Annotated in this window: 15 protein-coding genes and 1 pseudogene; all 16 read left to right on the top strand. The window is 61.4% G+C overall.

Going from position 1 to position 17,863, the window contains the following annotated elements:
* Nucleotides 1–2 precede the first annotated feature (2 nt).
* The 16 genes and pseudogenes from ACIQAL_RS04065 to ACIQAL_RS04140 all read left to right on the top strand — a co-directional run bounded on the left by ACIQAL_RS04065 (nucleotide 3) and on the right by ACIQAL_RS04140 (nucleotide 17,640).
* On the top strand, nucleotides 3–572 hold the full coding sequence (locus ACIQAL_RS04065; protein WP_166597400.1) for a SiaB family protein kinase: 570 nt from the start codon (nucleotides 3–5) through the stop codon (nucleotides 570–572).
* Nucleotides 573–590: 18 nt separating this feature from the next.
* Nucleotides 591–977 carry a DUF1987 domain-containing protein gene (locus ACIQAL_RS04070; protein WP_166597401.1) on the top strand — a complete coding sequence of 129 codons (387 nt, stop codon included), beginning with the start codon at nucleotides 591–593 and terminating at the stop codon, nucleotides 975–977.
* A 14-nt stretch (nucleotides 978–991) separates the two neighbouring features.
* The gene (locus ACIQAL_RS04075; protein ID WP_401142721.1) at nucleotides 992–1,747 is read left to right on the top strand and encodes a GGDEF domain-containing protein; all 756 of its coding nucleotides are present in this window, start codon (nucleotides 992–994) and stop codon (nucleotides 1,745–1,747) included.
* A 1,734-nt stretch (nucleotides 1,748–3,481) separates the two neighbouring features.
* A pseudogene (locus tag ACIQAL_RS04080) lies at nucleotides 3,482–4,018 on the top strand (methyl-accepting chemotaxis protein); the annotation flags it as partial.
* Nucleotides 4,019–4,122: 104 nt separating this feature from the next.
* A complete protein-coding gene (locus tag ACIQAL_RS04085; RefSeq protein WP_401142724.1) occupies nucleotides 4,123–4,611 on the top strand; it encodes a VOC family protein in 489 nt (162 codons plus the stop codon).
* 109 nt (nucleotides 4,612–4,720) lie between these two features.
* Nucleotides 4,721–5,671 (top strand): LysR family transcriptional regulator, encoded by a 951-nt coding sequence (locus ACIQAL_RS04090; protein WP_401142727.1) that lies wholly within the window; start codon nucleotides 4,721–4,723, stop codon nucleotides 5,669–5,671.
* Nucleotides 5,672–6,419: 748 nt separating this feature from the next.
* Nucleotides 6,420–7,331: a dihydrodipicolinate synthase family protein gene (locus tag ACIQAL_RS04095; RefSeq protein WP_401142729.1), complete on the top strand. Its 912-nt coding sequence runs from the start codon at nucleotides 6,420–6,422 to the stop codon at nucleotides 7,329–7,331.
* Nucleotides 7,324–8,841 carry an aldehyde dehydrogenase gene (locus ACIQAL_RS04100; RefSeq protein ID WP_401142732.1) on the top strand — a complete coding sequence of 506 codons (1,518 nt, stop codon included), beginning with the start codon at nucleotides 7,324–7,326 and terminating at the stop codon, nucleotides 8,839–8,841. The genes ACIQAL_RS04095 and ACIQAL_RS04100 overlap by 8 nt, the downstream gene beginning before the upstream one ends.
* Nucleotides 8,838–10,184, top strand: coding sequence for an NAD(P)/FAD-dependent oxidoreductase (locus ACIQAL_RS04105; protein WP_401142734.1), 1,347 nt, complete (start codon nucleotides 8,838–8,840; stop codon nucleotides 10,182–10,184). Before ACIQAL_RS04100 ends, ACIQAL_RS04105 begins: the two co-directional genes overlap by 4 nt.
* Nucleotides 10,185–10,247: 63 nt before the next feature.
* The gene (locus tag ACIQAL_RS04110; protein ID WP_401142737.1) at nucleotides 10,248–11,096 is read left to right on the top strand and encodes a glycine betaine ABC transporter substrate-binding protein; all 849 of its coding nucleotides are present in this window, start codon (nucleotides 10,248–10,250) and stop codon (nucleotides 11,094–11,096) included.
* 92 nt (nucleotides 11,097–11,188) lie between these two features.
* The gene (locus tag ACIQAL_RS04115; RefSeq protein ID WP_401142740.1) at nucleotides 11,189–12,307 is read left to right on the top strand and encodes a glycine betaine/L-proline ABC transporter ATP-binding protein; all 1,119 of its coding nucleotides are present in this window, start codon (nucleotides 11,189–11,191) and stop codon (nucleotides 12,305–12,307) included.
* The gene (locus ACIQAL_RS04120) at nucleotides 12,304–13,152 is read left to right on the top strand and encodes an ABC transporter permease (RefSeq protein ID WP_401142743.1); all 849 of its coding nucleotides are present in this window, start codon (nucleotides 12,304–12,306) and stop codon (nucleotides 13,150–13,152) included. The genes ACIQAL_RS04115 and ACIQAL_RS04120 overlap by 4 nt, the downstream gene beginning before the upstream one ends.
* Nucleotides 13,149–13,997 carry an ABC transporter permease gene (locus ACIQAL_RS04125; protein WP_401142746.1) on the top strand — a complete coding sequence of 283 codons (849 nt, stop codon included), beginning with the start codon at nucleotides 13,149–13,151 and terminating at the stop codon, nucleotides 13,995–13,997. The genes ACIQAL_RS04120 and ACIQAL_RS04125 overlap by 4 nt, the downstream gene beginning before the upstream one ends.
* Before the next feature lie 31 nt (nucleotides 13,998–14,028).
* Nucleotides 14,029–15,027 (top strand): 4-hydroxyproline epimerase, encoded by a 999-nt coding sequence (locus tag ACIQAL_RS04130; protein ID WP_401142747.1) that lies wholly within the window; start codon nucleotides 14,029–14,031, stop codon nucleotides 15,025–15,027.
* Between the two features lie 68 nt (nucleotides 15,028–15,095).
* Entirely contained in the window at nucleotides 15,096–16,109 is a 1,014-nt protein-coding gene (locus tag ACIQAL_RS04135; RefSeq protein ID WP_256665461.1) for a GlxA family transcriptional regulator, read from the top strand.
* A 190-nt stretch (nucleotides 16,110–16,299) separates the two neighbouring features.
* A complete protein-coding gene (locus tag ACIQAL_RS04140) occupies nucleotides 16,300–17,640 on the top strand; it encodes a PQQ-dependent sugar dehydrogenase (protein WP_401142751.1) in 1,341 nt (446 codons plus the stop codon).
* Nucleotides 17,641–17,863 lie beyond the last annotated feature (223 nt).

Here is a 17,863-nt window from a genome sequence, read left to right on the forward strand (position 1 = left end):
CGATGTTCAACTCAGAAACCGCCCAGCAGGACTGCACGTTTTTCGACCTGGCCCAACAGCGAAACGTGATTTTCTATCACATGGGTTATTTCTCTCATCACATCATCTCGGCGATGGCTGAGGTGGTGAAGCTGCAGCTGGAAATCTCCGGGGTCAGCGGACCGACGCGGCGCAAGCTGTTTTCCTCGTTCGTCGAGCTGTCCCAGAACATCATCCATTACTCGTCCGACGCCTTGAGCGGTTCGGCCCCCGACGAGTCCGGCCTGCGTCAGGGCGCGGTGTGCATCAGCACCGATGGCGAGCGTCATCAGATGCTTTGCGCCAACCCGATCGCCACCGCCGACACCGAACGTCTGCGCGAAAAGCTGGAGCCGCTGCGCAACATGACGATCGAGGAAATCAAACAGGCCTACAAAGTCACCCTGCGTGCCGAGACGCCGGAAGACAGCAAGGGCGCCGGTCTGGGCTTTCTGACCATGGCCCGGGACGCCAGCGCGCCGCTGGAGTTCGGGTTTCATCCGCGCGCCGATGACCCGGACACGACGCTGTTTTGCCTTAAAGCCACTATTTGAATTGAGCGACGCTTAGCCATGGACAACGTCTACATCGAAGCAACGGCCACTTCCCCGGAAATCGACTTTCGTTTCGACCAGAACCTTCTGTCGATGAAGGGTGAGTCATACCCGGAAAACGCAGCCGCCTTTTACTCGCCCATCGTGGAGCAACTGCGCACCTACCTGGCAGGCAAAGAAGGCGCAACGATCACCGCCAACATCGCGCTGGCGTATTTCAACAGTTCCAGTACCAAGATGCTGTTCAGCATTTTCGATGCCCTCGACCAATGCGCCGAAGACGGCAACGGCATCGAAGTGAACTGGTACTACGACGAAGAAGACGAGACGATTTTCGAATTCGGTGAAGAACTGAAAGCCGACTTCACGTCGATTGTCTTCAATGACCGTCCGATCACGACGTGAAGAGGCTCGTGGACATGGCAGCCTCCGTCGCTTCGCGAGACCCTTCCGGCCAGCCGGCGCCTGACTTGTTCAAGAGCGAGGCCGAGGCCCTTGAACAGGTTCGTTCGGTGCTGGCATTGCCGCATGCCGACGCCGAGGTCTACCGCACATCGTTGTCGGGTCTGGCGACTCACTACGAGCGGCTGATGCGCGATACCCGTCGCCTGATTGGCCGCAGCGACCGGGCGGAGCGCGAAATGAACGCGCTCAACGCGCAGTTGCAGACCCTGGCGCGCCAGCTTGAATACCGGGCCACCCACGACGCGCTGACCGGCGTACTGAACCGCGGCGCAATCATCGACATGACTGCCCAGGCGCTGATGCGCACGGGGGCGGTGATGATCGTGCTCGACATCGACCATTTCAAACACGTCAACGATGAATTCGGTCACCCGGCGGGCGATGCCGTGATTCAGGGCATCGTCGAGTGCCTGCGCAAGATCGTCGGCGAGAAAGGCGCCATTGGCCGGGTCGGCGGCGAGGAATTCACCGTGCTGATCCCCGGTGGCCAACTGGAAGAAGGCCTCGCGCTGGCCGAAGCGATGCGCCAGGCCGTCGCCGAACACGTTTTCGGCGACCCGGTCAATCGCGTCATCACCGCGAGTTTCGGCGTCAGTGCCAATCCCGTCGGCACCAGCTTCGACCTGGCCTACGGCCTGGCGGATACCGCGCTGTACCACGCCAAGCGCCAAGGCCGAAACCGAGTGGAGGTCGCCGACGAGGCGGAATGATTGTTCGGTTATATAAATCAGTTATTCAGGCTAAACAAAAACTAACCGGTTCGTTAATAACGAGCCGGTCTTAGTTCTATTACGTCGTACAACTTTCCAATAACGACCTCGCCCAGAGACTCACCCGTCATCTTTTATAACGCTGCGCTTTATATGGTTGCGGAGTTGAAGGAAGCAGGTATATGCTGGCACATAGATATCAAACTAATAATAGACCTGGCAGGGCTGCCGCGTGTGCATATTCGGACAGTCTTGCCGACTGACTTTTTATGCCATCCGAGAACCTTCATGTCTAACCGCTCTTTACACTTCAAACTGTTCTGGACCGCGCTGATCGGCGCTGTGGCGGTCCTGCTGCTGTTGCTGGCGTCCGTTGCCTACGTGGCTTACGGGTCGGCGGTCAAAGAAAATACAACGCTGGTCGATACCCTCGTCAAAGAAAACGCGAGGGCGGTCGAAGTAGAACTTGGCGTGGGCTATTCAATTGCAGACTCGCTTGCCAGTGTTGCCATTGCCATGCAACACGAACATGTCGATCGTAAAACCGCTGATGCCACTTCGCGCGCACTTCTGGAATCCAATTCCCAACTATTGGGATTGGGGCAGTATTGGGAGCCGAACGCATTCGATGGCAAAGACAGCGAATTTGTCAATCAACCCAATCACGATGCAACCGGCCGTTACCTGACGTATTGGAACCGGGCGAGCGGGGTGGTCAAATCCGAGCCGCTGGTGGGCTATGTGCCGGAAAACGCCGACAACCAGTATTACTACCGCCCGCTGCACACCGCCAAGGCCTGGGCCTCCGAGCCATACGCTTACAAAACCGCCAGCGGCCAGCAATTGATGCTGACCTCGATCATGGTGCCGCTGGTGCAGGGCGGCAAAACGCTGGGGGTTGCGGGGGTCGATATTCCGCTTGAGGGCATCAATAAACAGCTGTCGACCATCAATGTGTTCAAGGGCTACGGCGCGTTGGTGTCGAGCGACGGTCTGTACGCCAGTCACCCGGATAGCAAACGTTTGGCGCAGCTCGCGGACGACCTGCCTGTCGCGGCGAGAGAGGCGATCAAGGCCGGTCAGCCCTACAACTTCGAAAGCAATGGCTGGACCTACGCGCTGCGGCCGGTGCAGATCGGTGAAGCACCGAACCATTGGTCACTGATGATTGCCTACCCGCAGGCCGAGGCCATGGCGGGCATCAACCGCTTCCTCTACGTCGCCGTGCTGGTGGGGCTGGCGGGGTTGTTGGTGCTGGCGCTGGTGCTGTGGAACCTGCTCGGTTGGCAGATTCGTCCGCTGTCGGGGCTCACGGTCGGTATCCAGGGATGGAGCGGCGAACTGGGCCTGCGTTTCGAACAACGCAGCGGCGACGAGACCGGCAAGCTGGCGGGCGCCTTCAATCAGTTCATTCAGCGCCTCGGCGGGCTGGTCGGCACCATTCGCCACAGCAGCGGCGCGTTGATGCAGATTTCCACGCAACTGGGCGACACCACCCAGGCCGTCGCCGAGCGGGCGACCGCGCAACACACGGCCACGGAAGAAATGGCCAGCGGTGTCACAGCCCTGGCGCACTCGGTGACCGAGATGGCCCAACAGGCCGAGGACGTCGAGCAACTGGCGCGCAACACTGAAGCGCTGACGACGCACATCTCCGATGACATGAGCCAGACCCTGGCGGGCATCACCCACATCGACCAGACCATGGACGTTGTGGCCGGTGCCGTCGGCGATCTGGAAAAACGCTCCCAACAAATCGCCGGCATCATCGCGGTCATCCGCAGCATCGCCGACCAGACCAACCTGTTGGCGCTCAACGCCGCCATCGAAGCGGCGCGGGCAGGGGAGCAGGGCCGAGGATTTGCGGTGGTGGCCGATGAAGTCCGGCAACTGGCCGAACGCACCAGCCGCTCGACCGGTGAAATCGGCGAGATGATCGGCGCCATCGGCTCGGACGTGCGTAACACCGTGGCCAACGTTCAACAGGTCGGTGAAGCCGTGCGCACCGGTGTTTCGCAATTGACCACTTCCTCTGAAGGCGTCGTGCAGATCCGTCAGCACGCCCGCGACATCCTCACCCGCATCAGCGAAGTCGCCCGCCAGACCCAAAGCCAGGCGGCCACAGGCGAGCAACTGTCGGTGGCGATCCAGGGCGTGAGCCGCATTTCCGAACAGAACGATCAGGCGATCCGCGTGTTGCTCGATCAGTCGGTCGAACTGCGCGACCAGGCCGGGTCGCTGGACAAGCAACTCACGCAATTCCGCGATTGAAAGCAGACGGGTCAGCGCTCGTCCGGCTGACCCTCTCTCGCGTTCGCTGTTGTGACGGGCGGGACTAGACTGACCTTTCAATTCTTCGTTTCTGGAGAACCGACATGGTCAGCAAAAACACCCTTTGCCTCTGGTACAACGGCGACGCCCTGGAGGCCGCAGCGTTCTACGCCAAGACGTTCGTCGACAGCGAAGTGAAGGCCGTCCATCACGCCCCGAGCGATTACCCGTCCGGCATGGAAGGAGACGTCTTGACCGTGGAATTCACGGTGATGGGCATCCCCTGTATCGGGCTTAATGGCGGTGCCGAATTCACACACAGCGAGGCGTTTTCGTTTCAGGTCGCCACGGACGATCAGGCGGAAACCGACCGCCTGTGGGACGCGATCATCGGCAACGGCGGCGAGGCCAGCGTCTGTGGTTGGTGCAAGGATAAATGGGGCCTGTCGTGGCAGATCACCCCGCGTGTGCTCACCAAGGCGTACACCAGCACCGACAAGGCCGCAGCCAAACGGGCGTTCGCGGCAATGATGAACATGACCAAAATCGACATCGCCACCATCGAGGCCGCCGTTCGGGGCGACTCGGCGTAGGCGTTGCCCGAGCTTTCGGCTAATCTCCCGCCTGCCCCACGGGCGCAGGCGGTCTGCGCAGGCCTGCTCCCCTCATCCTGCATCGAATCGGAATCCACGCCCTCACGTTATGGTAAAACACATCGATCCGGATATGACGCTGCTGAAAATGCCTTCGCTGAAAGCAGTGAAGTCGTTCGTAGCGGCGGCCAAGTACCAGAGCTTCACCCGCGCTGCCGAGGCGTTGTGTGTCACGCAAGCGGCCATCAGCCGACAGATTCGTGAGCTGGAAACCTACCTCGGCGTCGAGCTGTTCAAGCGGGTAGGGCGCGCCGTGGCGCTGACCGAAGCAGGGGCGATCTTTTTCGACGCGGCGCAGATGTCCTTCGTCAACATCTCCCAGGCCGCCGAACGCATCCGCAGCCACAACGCCGGGAAGCGTGTGTTGACCCTGTGTTGCTCGCCGGCTTTTTCGGCGTTGTGGCTGTCGGCCAGACTGCCGACGTTCTTCAGCGAGAACCCGGACATCGACTTGAACCTGATCACGACGCAGAACTTCCTGTCGATGGAGCCGGGGGTGCGGCCGGATATCTTTATCACGAAAATGGCGAAAATTCAGGACGGCTACCGCAGCTATCCCTTGTTCCACGACGTGATTTATCCGGTGTGTACGCCGGAATACCAGGCGGCGCACCTGGAACTGGCGTCGCTGACGGGACTGCGCGACAGCGGGTTGCTGAACCTGAGCCCCTATGGCCGTTCCCAAGTGGCGGAACATGTGGATTGGGGCGTGTGGTTTGCCTTTCATGACGTCGACATCGATGAACGCCCCCATGACAGCCCCCATCTGCTGAATGCCAACGACTACAACTTGATCATCAGCATGGTGCTCACCCATCAGGGTGTTGCCTTGGGGTGGAACCATCTGGTCGCGGCGCTGGTGGAACAAGGCCGGTTGGTGCGGCCGGTGAAGGAGGAAGTGGTGTTGACGGAGAGCCAGCACTACCTGACGTTCCGCGAAGACCGAGAGAAAGACGAGGCATGCTGCCGCTTGCGGGATTGGGTGTTGGGGCAGTTTTAGTGCTGGAACAGCTCGCTCCGATGCCGTGCACAGGTCTTGACCTGGACACTTTTCAGCTGTGGGAGCGACGCATGATGTTCTCGCGTCAAACGCAATACCGCAGAAGCCGTGCGGGGGGCTACCTGGAAATAATGCATGGCAAAAAAACCTGAGATGCTCTAACCGAATCTTTTGCCCTTCATTTACCCAGAATTCCCCCTCAAAAACCCCCAATCGATAACATCAGCTTATGGATTGATGAGCGTAAAAGTTTCTTGTTCCCAGCCTCAAACGCCACGTAATCTTCACCCAAGCCGCCAGCCATCACCGGGACGAAAACCGGGATTCGAGACGTGCAAAAAGACCGCCGGGGCTGCCCCGGACGGGCTTAAAACAAGAAACCGTCGTCACTGCCAATTGGGATAGATACGGTCCATGCTCCAGATGATTGAGTGACCTCTGCCCACTGTCGAACAACGCCTTAGTGCTTTTCCGGCGCTGTCCCGACGACATGAATGCTAAAGACCTAGTTCACCCCATCGCCCGAGTAAAAAGGACGGGCGTGGAATAACGGTTCGCTCGCGCTGCTGACAAATTGTTGAGGCCAAACGGCCGAACACCCCGCTCAAGTTCCGACTCGAGCGCACGGCACCCCTGCGTCCGTACACAACCGAACATGTTTCACCACGGAATCTTCCTCTTGTTTATCCGGGGATTGTTTTGTGCTGCTCATTGAACGCTCGCGCCCTACTTATTCGGAGAAGACGTCTTGAAATTCGAAGGCATATATACACCGGCGGTGACGCCTCACACGCCTGATGGTGAAATCGACTGGAGCGTCTTTTCAGAAGTTCTGGAATCGCTGATTGAAGCGAACGTCCACGGCATCATCATTGGTGGCTCCACCGGCGAGTATTACGCCCAGACCGCCGAAGAGCGTCTGAAGTTGGCGGCCCACGCCAAGGAAGTCATCGGTTCCCGCGTGCAATTGATCGTCGGCACCGGCGCCATTCGCACTGAAGACGCGGTGCTGTACGCCGAAGACGCCAAGCGGATCAAGGCTGACGCGATCCTGGTCACGACCCCGCCGTACGCGCTGCCCACCGATCAGGAAAACGCCATCCACGCGCTGACCATCGACCGCGCCGCCAACTTGCCGATCATGTTGTACAACTATCCGGGTCGCATGTCCGTGCAAATGAACGAGGATTACCTCGCGCGCGTCGGCAAATCAAAGAACGTTAAAGCCATTAAAGAAAGTTCCGGTGACATGGGCCGCGTGCACTTATTGGCCCGTGAATTTCCGCATATTGCGCTGTCCTGCGGCTGGGACGATCAGGCATTGGAGTTCTTCGCCTGGGGCGCCAGAAGTTGGGTGTGTGCCGGTTCCAACTTCCTGCCTAAAGAACACGTCGCGCTGTATGAAGCCTGCGTGCTGGAAAAGAACTTCGATAAAGGCCGGCAGATCATGTCGGCGATGATGCCGCTGATGAACGCCCTCGACGGCGGCAAGTTCGTGCAATGCATCAAGTTCGGCTGTGAATTGAACGGCTTGAACGTCGGGGATGTGCGTGCGCCATTGCGGCCCCTCAACTCCGATGACAAACGCAGCCTTCAGACCGTTATCACCAACGTGAAACGCACCGTCGCACACATCACCTCGGGAGCCAGCAATGCGTGATCTTCTTACCGCGGCCGAATATGCCGCCATCGCTCAGTCGATGTCGTTTCCGACCAATGCGTTCATCAACGGTGCATTCAAACCGGCGATTTCGGGCAACACCCTCGCCACCTTCAACCCGGCCAACGGCGAACACCTCACCGACGTGGCGGCGTGCAACGCCGATGACGTGGATTACGCGGTGAGCAAGGCCAAGGAAGCCTTCGACGATGGCCGCTGGAGATTGCTGGCGCCTGGTGAGCGCAAGGCCGTGCTGCTCAAATTCGCCAAATTGCTGGAAAACAATCGCCACGAACTGGCGGTGCTGGAAAGCCTCGACAGCGGCAAGCCAGTGCGCGAGTGCCAGTTGGTCGATGTGCCGGACACCATTCACACTCTGCGCTGGCACGCGGAAGTCATCGACAAGCTCTACGACCACACCGCGCCCGTGGGCAATGACGCGCTGACCCTGGTGGTGCGCGAGCCCATCGGTGTCGTCGGCTGCGTGCTGCCGTGGAATTTCCCGCTGCTCATGCTGGCGTGGAAAATCGGCCCGGCGCTGGCCTCCGGCTGCTCGGTGATCGTCAAACCCGCCGAGCAAACCTCGCTCACGACATTGCGCGTGGCCGAACTGGCGTTCGAAGCGGGCGTACCGGCGGGCGTGCTGAACATCGTCACCGGCACTGGCAAGGACGTCGGCGAACCGATCGGCCTGCACAAATACGTGGACATGGTGAGCTTTACAGGGTCCACCGCCACCGGGCGTCGTTTCCTGCATTACGCAGCGGATTCGAACCTCAAGCGCGTGGTGCTGGAGTGCGGCGGCAAGAACCCGGCCGTGGTGATGGACGATGCCGAAGACCTGGACCTGGTCGCCGAGCACGTGGTCAACGGCGCGTTCTGGAACATGGGCGAAAACTGCTCCGCCACCTCGCGTCTGCTGGTGCACGCGTCGGTCAAGGACGAACTGCTCAAGCGCATGGGCGCCTATCTGCGTGAATGGAAAATGGGCGACCCGCTGGACCCGCAAAACCGCGTCGGCGCGCTGGTCAGCAGCGACCATTTCGAGAAAGTGAAGTCGTACCTCGATTACGCCAGCAGCGGCGATCTGGAAGCGGTGTATGGCGGCGACACCCAGGACGGCGCTTACGTGCAGCCCACCGTTATTGACGGCGTGGACCGCGACAGCCGCCTGTTCCAGGAAGAAATCTTCGGCCCGGTGCTGTCGGTCACGACCTTCAATTCGATCTCCGAAGCCATCGCACTGGCCAACGACACGGCGTATGGCCTGGCCGCTTCGGTGTACACCGGCAGCCTGCGCAAGGCGATCAAACTGTCGCGGGAAATTCGTGCCGGCATCGTCACCGTCAACTGCTTCGGCGAGGGCGACGCGTCCACCCCGTTCGGCGGTTACAAGGAGTCCGGTTTCGGCGGTCGCGACAAGTCGGTGTTCGCCCACGACCAGTACACCGAGATCAAGACCATCTGGATCGACGTGTCCGATCGCTCGGTAGACGAGACCGTAAAATGAGCCAGCACACCATCAAGCGGCTGCCGGTGGACACCGGTGTTTCAGGCTGGGAGGCGATCTCCACGCGTTCGACCCCGGTGCGAATGCTTGATGGGAACGTGTCGGCGGACTGGCTGATCATCGGTGCGGGATTCGCCGGTCTTTCGGCGGCCCGTCGGCTGTCCCAGTTGCGCCCACAGGACCGCATCGTGGTGGTCGATGCCCATGAAATCGCCAAAGGCCCGGCGGGGCGTAATTCCGGTTTCATGATCGACGTGCCCCACAGCCTGTCCACTGGCGAATATTCGGTGGGCGGCGAATCGGCCACGGCGCTGGAAATCGAGCAGAACCGCTTCGCCATCGATTTCGCTGCACAGGCCGCTTTCGAATACGGCATGTCGCCGCACACCTTCGACCCGTCCGGGAAGATCAACGCGGCGGCCACCGAACGCGGCCTGAAGCTGAACCTCAAGTATGCGAAATCGCTGGCGGGGATTGGCGAGAAACACGAGCTGTTCGACGCCGCGCAGATGCGTGAGATCACCGGCTCGCGTTATTACCACGGCGGGCTGTACACCCCCGGCGCGGTGATGATTCAACCGGCGCAGTACATCCGCGACTTGGCGGGCGGTCTGGCGCAGAGCGTCACGTTGTACGAACGCTCGCCCATCGTCGAGCTGTCGAAATCCGGCGCGGGCTGGGTGGCGAAATCCCACAAGGGCCGGGTGTCGGCGCCCAAGGTGATTCTCGCGGTCAACGGCCACATCGAGGATTTCGGGCATTTTCAGGGACGGCTGCTGCACGTCTTCACCTACGCGTCGATGACCGCGGCCTACAGCGACGATCAGTTCTCACGCAGGGTCTCCGGTCACGATCGCTGGGCGCTGCTGCCCGCCGACCCGATGGGCGCAACGGTGCGCAAGATCTCGGAAGACGGCCTGTCGCGGATCGTCATCCGCACCAAATTCACTTACGACCCGACCATCACCGTGACCCCGAAACGGGTGGCGCAGGTGGCCATGGAGCAGCGGCAGTCCCTCGACGCGCGCTTTCCGGAACTGAAAGACACCCCCATCGAATTCAGTTGGGCGGGGCGCCTGTGCCTGAGCCGCAACAGCGTTCCGGCGTTCGGCGAAGTGGAAGAAAACCTCTACGCCGCCTGCTGTGAAAACGGCCTGGGCACGGTGAAGAGCACTTTGGCGGGCGTCATGGCGGCGGAGCTGGCGACGGGCATGGGTTCCGACTTCCTGCGGCGCTTCAGCCAGGCACCGGAGCCGAGCAAATTACCGCCGCGACTGCTGACGCAACTGGGGGTGAGTTCGGTGATTCGCTGGCAAGAGTTAAGAGCGGGGCGTGAGGGGTAAACGCGGTATCGGGTTCGAAAAACACCAACACTCAAGTTTCATCAACGTAGATCGGGGAATGCCATGAAGAACATCTGGAAGGCCGTTTGCGCGGTGGCTGTCGTGGGCGTGATGACGCTGCCGGTTCAGGCAGAGGAAAAGACCATCACCGTCGGGACCATGAACTGGGAGGATTTGACGCCCATCACCGGCATCACCAAGAAAGTCCTCGAAGACTCGGGCTACACCGTCAAGGTGGTGGAGTTCTCTGAATGGGGCATCGCTTACGCCGCGCTGACCAAGGGCGACGTGCAGGTGCTGGCTTCCCAGACCGACTACGCCGCGTCCGACTACTGGAACAAGAACAAGAACCGGCTGGAAAAACTGTCGCCAGTGTCCCACGGCCTCTATCAAGGCCTGGCCGTTCCGAAGTACGTGGACATCGACTCCATCGAACAACTGAACGCCAACGCCGACAAGTTCGGCGGCAAGATCATCGGCATCGAGCCGGGGTCGGGCCTGATGAAAGACGCCACCAATGTGGTCAAGGGCTATGACCTCAAGCTGCAACTGGTGGAAGGCAGTACCGCGGCCATGACCGCTGCGCTGAAGTCCGCCGTGGACCGCAAGGAACCCATCGCCGTGACCATCTGGGAGCCGTCGTGGATGGTGCAGAAATACGACGTGAAATTCCTCAAAGACCCGAAAGGCGTCTTCCCGCCGCCACAGGGTTACTACTGGATCGGCCACAAAGGCTTCGCGGCGGATTATCCCCACGCTCGCGAGCTGATGGCCAGCGTCTACGTGCCGATTGCCGACATCACCGGGATCAACACCCAGGTCAAGGACGGCAAGACCATGGACCAGGCCGTCAAAGACTGGACCGACAGCCACGCCGACCTGCTCAAGCGTTGGGAAAACGTCAAGAACTGAGTGAAGAACTGAGCGATTGCTGCACCTTTTTTGCCACTGCCGCCTTTTGATCAATGAGAGAAGTCAGCACCACTGACTCGACGGGTTACGACATGACTACGGCTAAAATCGATACGAACGAAGTGCTGGTGGATTGCCAGAACGTCTGGAAAATCTTCGGGAAAAGCGCACCTGCCGCGATGAACGCTGTCGTGCAGCAAGGCCTGACCAAGAGCCGGATTCTGCAAGATTTCAGCTGCGTGGTCGGGGTCTCGGACGTCAGTCTCCAGGTTCGCCGTGGGGAGATCTTTTGCATCATGGGGTTGTCCGGCAGTGGCAAGTCCACCCTGATCAGGTTGCTCAACAAGCTGATCACCCCGAGCTCAGGCAAGGTCATCGTCAAAGGCAAAGACCTGTCGGCCCTGAGCCCGGCCCAATTGCGTGAAGTCCGTGCCCGCCACATCGGCATGGTCTTCCAGAGTGTGGCGCTGCTGCCCAACCGCACGGTGCTGGAAAACACCGCGTTCGGCCTGGAAGTGCAGGGCATCGGCAAGGCCGAGCGCTATCAGGTCGCCGAGCGCGCGCTGGCGAAAGTTGGCCTCAGCGAGTGGTCCTCCCGCTACCCGAGCGAGCTGTCCGGCGGCATGCAACAGCGTGTCGGTCTGGCCCGCGCCATCACGGCGGACCCGGAAATCATCCTGATGGACGAGCCGTTCAGCGCCCTCGACCCGTTGATTCGCCGACAGCTGCAAGACGAGTTCCGCCAACTGACCAAAGAGCTGGGCAAGTCAGCGGTGTTCATCACCCACGACCTCGATGAAGCGATCCGCATCGGTGACCGCATTGCGATCATGAAAGACGGCGCGATCATTCAGGTCGGCACCGCCGAGGACATCGTGCTCAACCCGGCCGACGATTACGTGGCCGAGTTCGTCGCGGGCATCTCCCGCCTGCACCTGGTGAAAGCCCATTCGGTGATGACCCCGGTCGATGCGTACAAGGCGGCCAACCCCGGTTGCGACATTCAGCGCCTGACCAAAACCTCGCCCAGCGCCGACATCGACGAACTGATCGGCCTGACCATGAAGTCCGAGCGCGACGCGCTGGCAGTCGTGGAAAACGGCAGTGTCGTCGGCATCATCACCTCCCGCGACCTGCTGCGGGGCGTGCAGGGCATTCCCAACGAATTCGCGGCCTCGGCGAACGTCGCGGCGCTGGAGGCCTCGGCATGAACACGCCCGATTTTTCCAGTCAATTCGACGAGGCCATCGACTCCGCGCTTGGGTGGCTGGCCGACCACGGCGAGTTTCTGTTCGATGCGGCCAACAGCGCCTTGACCGGTTTATACAAGGCCGTGCTGTGGTGCATCGCCTGGCCGCCGTTCTACGTCGTGGCGATCGTTTTTGCGTTGCTCGGCTGGCGCTTGATTGGCGTGCGGTTTGCGATCCTGTCAGGCCTGGCCTTGGCGTTTTGCGCGTTCATCGGGCTATGGCCGGAAACGGTGAGCACGTTGGCGCTGGTGCTGACGGCGACCTTTCTGGCGTTGGTCGTGGCGATTCCGCTGGGCGTGCTGGCAGGGCTGACTCCGGCGTTCGACCGGGTCGTGGATCCGTGCCTGGACCTGGTGCAAACCATGCCGCCCTACATCTACCTGCTGCCCGCGATTGCGCTGTTGGGCTACGGTCCGGCCACGGCGTTGCTGGCGACCTTCATCGTCGCGCTGCCACCGGCCTTGCGCCTGACCTCGCTGGGGATTCGCATGACCTCCAATCATTTCATCGAACTGGGCGACGCCAGCGGTGTGACCGGCTGGCAGATGTTTTTCAAGATCCGCCTGCCGTTCGCGATGCCGAGCATCATGGCCGGGGTGAACCAGAGCCTGATGATGGCCTTCGGCATGGTGGTGATCGCCGGGATCGTCGGTTCCGGTGGGCTAGGTGAATCGATCTACGGCGCGGTGCGCACGCTGGACATCGCCAAGTCGATCAACGCGGCGATTGCCATCGTCATCCTGACCATGATCCTCGACCGCCTGGCCCAGAGCGCCGCCCGGTCGCGTACGGGAGAAGCCCAATGACTGCGGACCTGCGTTTTTCCCCCGGCGAATTCCTCGCTCCGGCCATCGACTGGCTGAACGCCAATTTGCACGGGTTGTTCGTGTTCATCAGCCAGATCGTTGAGGCGGTATTGGGGCTGGTGGAGCGCGTGCTGTTGGCGCCGCATCCTTACGTGCTGATCGGCATCGTGTTCGTCGCGGCGTTCATTTTCGCCACCAAACGCGTGGCGGTGTTCGCCGCGCTGATGTTGGCGTTTTGTCTGTTTTCCGGGCTGTGGGTGGCGTCGATGCAAACCGTCGCGCTGGTCTCGGTGGCGGTGCTGATTTCGGTGGCCATCGCGTTCCCGCTCGGCGTGCTGGCGGCGCGGGTCAAGCGCGTGGACGACGCGTTCCAGCCGATCCTCAACATCATGCAGACCGTGCCGCCATGGGTGTACCTGATCCCGGCCGTGATTCTGTTCAGCCTCGGCCGGGTGCCTGCGATCATCGCCACCATCGTTTATGGCATCCCGCCGATGCTGCGCCTGACCACGCTAGCGTTCAAACAGCTGCCCAAGGACCTGTTGGAACTGGGCCAAGCCTCCGGTGCGTCGCCCAAGGACATTCTGTTCAAGATCGAACTGCCCACCGCCGCACCGACCCTGTTGGTGGGGCTGAACCAGTGCATCCTCATGTCGCTGGCGATGGTGGTGCTGGCGGGGCTGGTGGGGGCGGGCGGTCTCGGTGCGGAAGTCACGCGAGGGCTGTCGCGGATGGAAATGGGCCTGGGCTTGCGCGCCGGTCTGGCCATCGTCGCCATCGCGCTGTTGCTGGATCGATTGTCCCGGGGCGCCTTGCAGCGGCACTCTCCAACCAAGCTGGTTTAGGCCTTCCAAAACGGTCTGAAGGATTTCCCACATGAGACGTAGTTTTTTCTGTATCGATTCCCACGCCTGTGGCAACCCGGTGCGCGTGGTGGCCGGGGGCGGGCCGTTGCTGCCGTCGGTGTCCATGGCCGAGCGCCGCGAGATTTTCGTTCGCGATCACGACTGGGTGCGCACGGCGCTGATGTTCGAGCCTCGCGGCCACGACATCATGTCGGGCGTGATCATCTACCCCACGGTCCGCAGCGACTGCGACTTCGGCGCGCTGTTCATCGAAGTCAGCGGCTGCCTGCCCATGTGCGGCGCGGGCACCATCGGGCTGTCCACGGTGGTCATCGAAGAAGGCCTGATCACCCCGAAAGTGCCCGGCCAACTGGCCATCGAAACCCCGGCGGGTCGGGTCGACGTGGCGTATGAGGTGAACAACGGCTTCGTCGATTCGGTGCGCCTGCACAACGTCGCCAGCTACCTGCACAGCGCCGACGTGGAGGTGGAGGTGCCGGGCGTGGGCACGCTGAAGGTGGACATCGCCTACGGCGGCAATTTCTACGCAGTGGTCGAACCCCAGGCCAACTGGCGCGGCCTGGAAGGGCAGACCACGGCAGACATCGTTGACCTGAGCGTGAAGCTGCGGGCGGCATTGGCCCACATCAGCCAGCCCGTCCACCCGGAAAACCCACGCATCAGCGGTGTGCACCACGTCATCTGGTGCGACGCCCCGAAAGACCCCACCGCCCACGGACGCTGCGCGGTGTTCTATGGCGACAAGGCCATCGACCGTTCACCCGGTGGCACCGGGACTTCGGCGCGAATGGCGCAGTTATTCGGCAAAGGCCGCTTGAATGTGGGCGACCTCTACCGGCACGAGAGTTTGATCGGTACTCTCTACGAGGGCAAAGTCGAGGCCGCGATCAAGGTCGGCGAATTCGACGGCATGAAACCCAGCATCGCCGGCTGGGCCCGCGTGACCGGCCACAACACCATTTTTGTCGATGACCGCGATCCACTCGCCCACGGCTTCCAGCTGGCGTAGGCGTCGAGTCATCGGCACGTGCGCGGCGCCCGCATCCGGGCGCCTGTTTTCAAGCGAAGAGGCAAACGTTGAGCGAAAGACGCGAGTTCAGTGGGGGCATGAAGGGCAAGAACCTTCGTTATCTGGACGACAATAAAAAGACACCCTCTGCGACCACCCGGGCAGGCTTCCTGCTGCTCGAACATTTTTCCCTGCCGGCCTTCACCCAGTTTCTCGACACCCTCGTCACGGCCAACCTGTTGCGCCCGAAGCTGTTTTCGTCGCGCACCTTCGGGTTGCAGGACGGCGAGGTGACCAGCGACCTGGGCCTGGTCATCCGCCCGGACGCGCGCCTTGAACTGTCGGCGCTCAAGGATCTGGACCTGCTGGTGATCTGCGGCGGCTACCGCACCGAACTCAAGGTCATGGAGTCGCTGAACCACCTGCTGATCACCGCTTCCGACCTGGGCCTGACCCTGGCAGGACTATGGAACGGCGCCTGGTTTCTCGGCGCCGCCGGTCTGCTGGAAGGCTACCGATGCGCGATTCACCCCGAGCATCGCCCGGCGCTGGCGGAGATTTCAAAGGTCACCCACGTCACCAGCGAACCCTTCGTCGTCGACCGCCAGCGACTTACGGCATCCAGCCCGTCCGGGGCGTTTCACATGGCGCTGGAGTGGATCAAGGAACTCCACGACAAGGCGTTGGTGGAAGGCATCGAAGACATCCTGTCGTTCGAAGAATCGCGCTACCGCCGCATCAAACCCAGCCCGCACATCTCCGTCAGCGCGCCGCTCAAGGAAGTCGTCAAACTGATGGACGCCAACCTTGAAGAACCGCTGGAAATGGAGCAGCTGGCGGTCTATGCCGGACGCTCACGGCGGCAGATCGAACGGCTGTTCAAGGAACAACTGGGCACCACGCCCCAGCGCTACTACCTCGAACTGCGCATCACCGAAGCCCGCCGCCTGTTGCAGCACACCGAACTGTCACAGGTTGAAGTGCTGGTGGCCTGCGGGTTTGTCTCGCCGAGCCACTTCAGCAAGTGCTACAGCTCGTACTTCGGTTATCGGCCATCGAAGGAGAAGCGGTTGGTGAAGTGAGCGGCGTGTGTCGTTCCGGGCATGAGCGCAACAGGCCGGGCAGTTGAACCCTTGTGCGTTCCGTGCGGTCGGTTATTCGTGCCTGAAGGACAAATCTCATTTGTGGCCCCCGGCCTGTTCGGTGTCGGGCGACAGGGCGATACTTCGGTCAATTCCAATTCGGCCCATGGATGGCCGCCAAGAGGTTCGAATGATGAAGCCGTCGCAACGCGTTGTACTGCTGATGACCACCGCGGCGCTGTTGAGTGCCTGTGGAGAGAATTCCAAATTGCCGTTTCAGGCCGGTGTCGGGCCCAACCCGCAATTGCCGGAGCCGACCAGCAGCCTGATTCCGACGCTCAAGGTGTCAAAGGCCGTGGGCTGGAAGGGCGATGACACGCCGAAGGCGCCGCAGGGTTTCAAGGTGCAGGCGCTGGCCGACAACCTTCAGCACCCGCGCTGGCTGTACAAACTGCCGAACGGCGATGTGTTGGTGGCCGAGAGCAACACGCCGCCGAAACCGGAAGGGTCGAAGGATGGCGGCAGCGGGTTCATGGCGTGGGCCAAGCGCAAGGCCACCGGGATCGTCATGGACCGCGCCGGAGCCGAAGCGCCGAGCGCCAACCGCATCACCTTGCTGCGTGATGCCGATGGCGACGGCAAGGCCGAGGTGCACACGGTCTTCATCAGCGGCCTGACGTCGCCGTATGGCATGGCACTGGTGGGCAACGAGCTGTTCATCGCCAATGCCGACGCGGTGGTGAAAGTGCCGTACACCGCAGGCCAGACGGAAATCACCGCCACGCCGGTCAAAGTCACCGACCTGCCAGCGGGCCTGAACCATCACTGGACCAAGAACATCGTGGCCAACGCTGACGGCAGCAAGCTGTACGTCACCGTCGGCTCCAACAGCAACGTCGGCGAGAACGGCCTGGAAGCGGAAGAGGGCCGGGCGGCGATCTGGGAAGTGGACGCCAAGACCGGCCAGAAGCGCCTCTTCGCCAGCGGCCTGCGCAACCCCAACGGCCTGATCTGGAAACCGGGCAGCACCGAGTTGTGGACCGTGGTCAACGAGCGTGACGAAATCGGCAGCGACCTGGTGCCGGATTACCTGACCTCGGTGAAAGACGGCGCATTCTACGGCTGGCCGTGGAGTTATTACGGCGGCCACGTGGACGTTCGCGTCCAGCCACCGCGTCCGGACATGGTCGCCAAGGCCATCGCCCCCGATTACGCCCTCGGCACCCACGTAGCGCCGCTGGGCCTGACCTATTCCGACGCCAAAGGCATGCCCGAGAACTTCTCCAACGGTGTGTTCGTCGGCGAACACGGCTCCTGGAACCGCAACCCGCAATCGGGCTACAAGGTCGTGTTCATCGGCTTCGACAACGGCAAACCGTCAGGCATGCCCATCGACTTCCTCACCGGGTTTCTCAATGCCGATGGCGAGGCTCAGGGACGTCCGGTGGGCGTGATTCTGGACCAGCAGGGTGCGTTGCTGGTGGCGGATGACGTGGGGAATAAGGTGTGGCGGGTGAGTCGCACGAAGTAGGCGCACGGATAGCCGGATTCACAGGGCATTGTCCGACGACGTTCCTTTCCTGTAGGAGCGAATTCATTCGCGAACCGGCGGTACAGTCGACGCATCTCCATCGCCTGAACCCCCTTCGCGAATGAATTCGCTCCTACAGGGGAGGGGTGTCGTACTCAAGGTTTGAGACCAACATCGAACCCTGTGGGAGCAGCCGGAGGTACGACGGCCGCGAAGGCGGTGT

The sequence above is a fragment of the Pseudomonas sp. NPDC088368 genome, assembly GCF_044753445.1.
GTDB classification, from domain to species: Bacteria; Pseudomonadota; Gammaproteobacteria; order Pseudomonadales; family Pseudomonadaceae; genus Aquipseudomonas; species Aquipseudomonas bambusae.

Excerpts from the sequence above, each read along its gene's own strand:
- ACIQAL_RS04100 (WP_401142732.1), top strand. The coding sequence starts at position 7,324 with ATGCGTGATCTTCTTACCGCGGCCGAATATGCCGCCATCGCTCAGTCG.
- ACIQAL_RS04065 (WP_166597400.1), top strand. The coding sequence starts at position 3 with ATGTTCAACTCAGAAACCGCCCAGCAGGACTGCACGTTTTTCGACCTG.
- ACIQAL_RS04085 (WP_401142724.1), top strand. The coding sequence starts at position 4,123 with ATGGTCAGCAAAAACACCCTTTGCCTCTGGTACAACGGCGACGCCCTG.
- ACIQAL_RS04075 (WP_401142721.1), top strand. The coding sequence starts at position 992 with ATGGCAGCCTCCGTCGCTTCGCGAGACCCTTCCGGCCAGCCGGCGCCT.
- ACIQAL_RS04115 (WP_401142740.1), top strand. The coding sequence starts at position 11,189 with ATGACTACGGCTAAAATCGATACGAACGAAGTGCTGGTGGATTGCCAG.
- ACIQAL_RS04070 (WP_166597401.1), top strand. The coding sequence starts at position 591 with ATGGACAACGTCTACATCGAAGCAACGGCCACTTCCCCGGAAATCGAC.
- ACIQAL_RS04140 (WP_401142751.1), top strand. The coding sequence starts at position 16,300 with ATGATGAAGCCGTCGCAACGCGTTGTACTGCTGATGACCACCGCGGCG.
- ACIQAL_RS04130 (WP_401142747.1), top strand. The coding sequence starts at position 14,029 with ATGAGACGTAGTTTTTTCTGTATCGATTCCCACGCCTGTGGCAACCCG.
- ACIQAL_RS04110 (WP_401142737.1), top strand. The coding sequence starts at position 10,248 with ATGAAGAACATCTGGAAGGCCGTTTGCGCGGTGGCTGTCGTGGGCGTG.
- ACIQAL_RS04125 (WP_401142746.1), top strand. The coding sequence starts at position 13,149 with ATGACTGCGGACCTGCGTTTTTCCCCCGGCGAATTCCTCGCTCCGGCC.
- ACIQAL_RS04105 (WP_401142734.1), top strand. The coding sequence starts at position 8,838 with ATGAGCCAGCACACCATCAAGCGGCTGCCGGTGGACACCGGTGTTTCA.
- ACIQAL_RS04090 (WP_401142727.1), top strand. The coding sequence starts at position 4,721 with ATGGTAAAACACATCGATCCGGATATGACGCTGCTGAAAATGCCTTCG.
- ACIQAL_RS04120 (WP_401142743.1), top strand. The coding sequence starts at position 12,304 with ATGAACACGCCCGATTTTTCCAGTCAATTCGACGAGGCCATCGACTCC.